This window comes from Stenotrophomonas sp. 05L44_2, from assembly GCF_056665995.1.
Genome location: NZ_JBFTNR010000426.1, coordinates 1 through 3,692, shown reverse-complemented (window position 1 = coordinate 3,692; position 3,692 = coordinate 1). Strand labels below are relative to the sequence as shown.

General features: G+C 67.9%; 3 protein-coding genes. 1 reads left to right on the top strand and 2 read right to left on the bottom strand.

The genetic code is table 11. The features are described 5' to 3' along the window. The coding region (locus tag AC1VAN_RS14885) for a type 2 periplasmic-binding domain-containing protein (protein WP_480986087.1) at positions 1-322 on the top strand (322 nt) is incomplete at its 5' end. A 145-nt stretch (positions 323-467) separates the two neighbouring features. On the opposite strand, the gene AC1VAN_RS14880 is transcribed toward AC1VAN_RS14885, so the two are convergent. Together AC1VAN_RS14880 and AC1VAN_RS14875 are read right to left on the bottom strand one after the other, a co-directional pair. After that, complete coding sequence (locus AC1VAN_RS14880; protein ID WP_442252006.1) at positions 468-839, bottom strand: hypothetical protein; 372 nt, start codon at positions 837-839, stop codon at positions 468-470. 19 nt (positions 840-858) lie between these two features. Next, the coding region (locus AC1VAN_RS14875; RefSeq protein WP_480986086.1) for a discoidin domain-containing protein at positions 859-3,692 on the bottom strand (2,834 nt) is incomplete at its 5' end.

Genomic DNA, 3,692 nt, shown 5'->3' with positions numbered 1-3,692 from the left:
GTACTTCGATGATGCGGTGATCGGGCGGTTGGCAGTGATCACCGGCCGCGCCGACGTGTCGTTCGAGCCGAATGCCACCGGCGCCTATTCGGCGCGCGATGGCAAGGTGCGCCGGGTCGGCCTGTTCCCGGGTGGCTGGCCGGACGCAGCGGCGATTTCGGTGACCACCCGCAAGGGCAGTGGCCTGGCCGATGCGGTGACCCAGGCATTGAACACCCAGATCAGCAGCGGTACCTACGCGAAGGTGCTGGCACGCTGGAATGTGGCCGAAGAAGCGGTGCCGCAGTCGCAGACCAATCCGCCGGGGTTGCCAGGGTTCTAGCGATGCCGCTTGGTAGGCGTCGAGCTTGCTCGACGGAAGGCGTGCCGACCAAGGTCGGCATCTACCAGAGGGCGTGCCAACCAACGGTTGGCACCCACCGGAATGCGAGGCGGGGCATGCCGACCAAGGTCGGCCTCTACCGGGGTCAGGGCTGCCAATCGATGTGTTCCAGGCGGGCGCCTCCATTGCCGTGAAAGAAACTGATCGCGGCGAAGCACGCCTCGATGCCGATGCACCACGCCAGGGGATAGCCATCCACCTGGCCATTGTCGAGCCGGAAATAAGCGTTGCCGGCGCGGTGTTCCTTTCCGCAGGAGTGGAAGCCGCCGTCGCCGGGCTCGCGCAGGTACATCAGCCATGCATGCTCGGCATTGCGCAGCATGCACAGCGATGGACCGTCGGGCACCGATGCCCATAGTTCGAACTGGGGCATGGATGCGGCCAGCGCCAGTGCGCTGGCCAGCTGATCGTCGGTAGCGGCGGCGACAGGGCTGCCATCGAGTAGAAGTTCGATCACTTCGGTTCCTGCATCGGCATTACTGCCAACGTGCCTCCAGGATGCGGAACGGGCCATCGAGCAGCACGCCATCCTTGTCGAAGTTCCGTACCGATCGCCCATCCACGCGCACGTCCTTGGGCAGGGTACGGCTGGGCCACCATACGCGCACCGGCGTGCCCTTGCGCAGCCCCTTGCCGAGCGACACGGTCAGGTTGCCGTTGCGCTGCCGCGCCTGCATCTGCAGGGTTCCATAGGCAGTGGGCAGGTGGTCCACGGCCAGGCCCTCGCCAGCGACCCAGGAAGGGGGCGTGCCCGGCAGCAGCGACAACGCGTCGTCATCCTCGCGCATCAGCATCCCGAACAGGGTGCGGCCGTATTCGGCGCCGATCCAGGTGTGCGGCATGTCGCCCAGATAGCGCGGGAAGCGCAACCGCGAGTGCACGACCTCGGCCAGCACCTGCCATTCCAGCGGCCTGCGATCGTGCAGCAGGCCCTGCAGCAGCTCGTCGGCCGCTTCGGGCTGGCCCAGGTGCACGTAGCTCAGCACGTTGCGGATTTCATACGGCGTGTAGGCATACAGCGCACCAGGCTGGTTGCGCTTGCGCACATCGTCCAGGTAGCGGGAGAAGGTGGTGCGCAGGGCCTCGGCCGGCAGCACGCTCTGCGCACCGGTGGGATCCAGCGCGATCGATACACCGGTCGGGTCGCCATCGCCGAGGTCGGCCGATGACGGAATGAAGTCGATGCCCTTCCACGCCATCGTCGCGCGGATCGAGGCGTGCAGTGCGTCATACAGCGCCTTGTACTGTTCGCGCGCCCACGTGGCGGTTTCGTGGTCGCCCAGCGATTCAGCCAACCACGCGCCGTCATGCCAGCCCTTCAGGCCCCAGTAGTCGTCCCAGTAGCTGTGGGTGGGTGAGGGGTAGCCTTCGTGGCTGATCGACGGCGCAAGGATGCCGGCGAAGCGCTCCGGCGATGGCTGGTCGGCCATGTAGCCCGGCACCAGCGTGCGTTCGCGCAGTTCCTGCAGGAAGCGCAGCGCGGCCTTCACCTTGGGCAGGTAGGCACGTACGCTTTCCGGCCCGCCATCGAGCCGGGCGACGTCGGCAACGAGGGTGATGTACTGGCCCTGGCTGTCGTACTCGATGTCCGAGCCGAAGCCGGTATTGACGCTGCCATCGTCGTTGAGGATGGGCGACACCAGGCCATTGCCGTGCACGCCGTGTTCGCTGTACCAGGCCAGGTAGTCGCGTGCCACCTTGGCTTCGCCCATGCGCAGCAGCACGGCCGAGGTGGCCATGCCATCGCGGATGAAGGAGCGGTTGTAGTTGCGCGGACCGGGCTGCATGGCCGGGCCGGTCTGGTTGATCAGCATGTAGGCGGCCTGCGCGCGCAGCATGTCCACCAGCGAAGGGTCGGGCAGGCGCAGGCCGACCTGGCCCAGCCGCGCCTGCCAATCAGCGGAGGCGCGGCTGGCCAGCGTGTCGAACGCCTTGTCGCCGTCGCGCGGCAGCGAGGCGAGGTTGAGGGCCGGTGCTTCCGGCAGCACGCCATTGGCATCGGCGGTGGCGGTACCGAGCGGGAAGGCCACCACCACCGCGTCGCTGGCACCGGGGGCCAGGGTGACGCGGTAGCTCAACGCCGCCGCTGCCAGGCCTGCGGCATCGCTGGACTGCTGTGCGGCAGGCAGTTTTCCGCTGGCGATGGCCGTGGTGATCTCGGTGTCACCTTCGTTGCCGAAGGGGGCGGTGCCAGCGGCATCCACTGCGCTGAGTGACTGCAGCAGCGTGCGGCCATTGACGCGCACGCTGTTGCCTTCGACGGCCACCTGGCGGATCGGCGACAGGCCGCCGTTCTGCCACGGCGGATTCATCTGCATCGGTCGCACTGCGAGGGTCAGCGTGCCTTCGATGGCCGCACTGCCGGTGTTGCGCAGGCGATGGCGCACGAAGGTGACCGGTTGCCCGTCGCGCTCGATGGCAAAGGCTTCGCTGCGCAGTTCCAGCCCGGGCTGCGGTGACCACGTGGCAGACGGCATCGGCTTCCAGCCATCGCGCAGTGCGTGCTGCACCGGTTGTTCGGCGGCACCGGTCGCGCGGCCATCGGCACTGCGCCAGATCGGCTGCACCAGCGGTGCGCCCTTGTAGGCTTCGATGTTGCCGTATTCGTCGAAGATCGATTTCTGCCGGCCCGCATGCACGCCGACTGCGGTCCAGTAGGTCTGCTGCATGTGCAGCGAGGCAGGGAACAACGCGCGCTGCGCGCCACTGGCGGCGATCTGGTACCGCTTCATCGGCGTCATCACCGCCTTCGGGCCGAGCAGGCGGATGCGTTTGACCTGGGGTGCATCGCCTTCCACGGTCAGCCGCAGTGCCTGGATGTCCAGTGGCGCGTCGGCCGCCAGYCAGCTCTGCTGCCGGGTCGCCGCCTGCGCGTCGCGCGCCAGTTCGTGCCAGCGGCCCTGTGTGTCCTGCGCCTGCAGGCGTGCAGCGCCGTGCACGTTGGCCCAGTCCACCGCCAGCCCGGTGCTGGGCTGCGCACGGGGCAGGGTGATGTCGAGCGTGTGGATGCCGCCTTTGCCTGCGGGGATGGCAACCGTGCCGCCGCCCTGCCACAGCGCAGCAGACTGGGTGGCGTCCAGCCCGGTCACCCGTGCGCTGAGCGTGGTGTCGAGCGGTTCCATTTCGAAGATGGATACGCCCCAGTCGGAAGTGCGCTGCGGGCTGGCCAGGCGCAGGTAGCGGGCCTGTCGCGGCGCGAAGTACAGGGTCTCGATGCCACCCAGCGAATCGCCCATGACGTAGGCGCTCTGCCACTGCTTGCCGTCGAGCGAGGTCTGCAGCGAATAGCCCTCGGAGTTGGAGACATCCC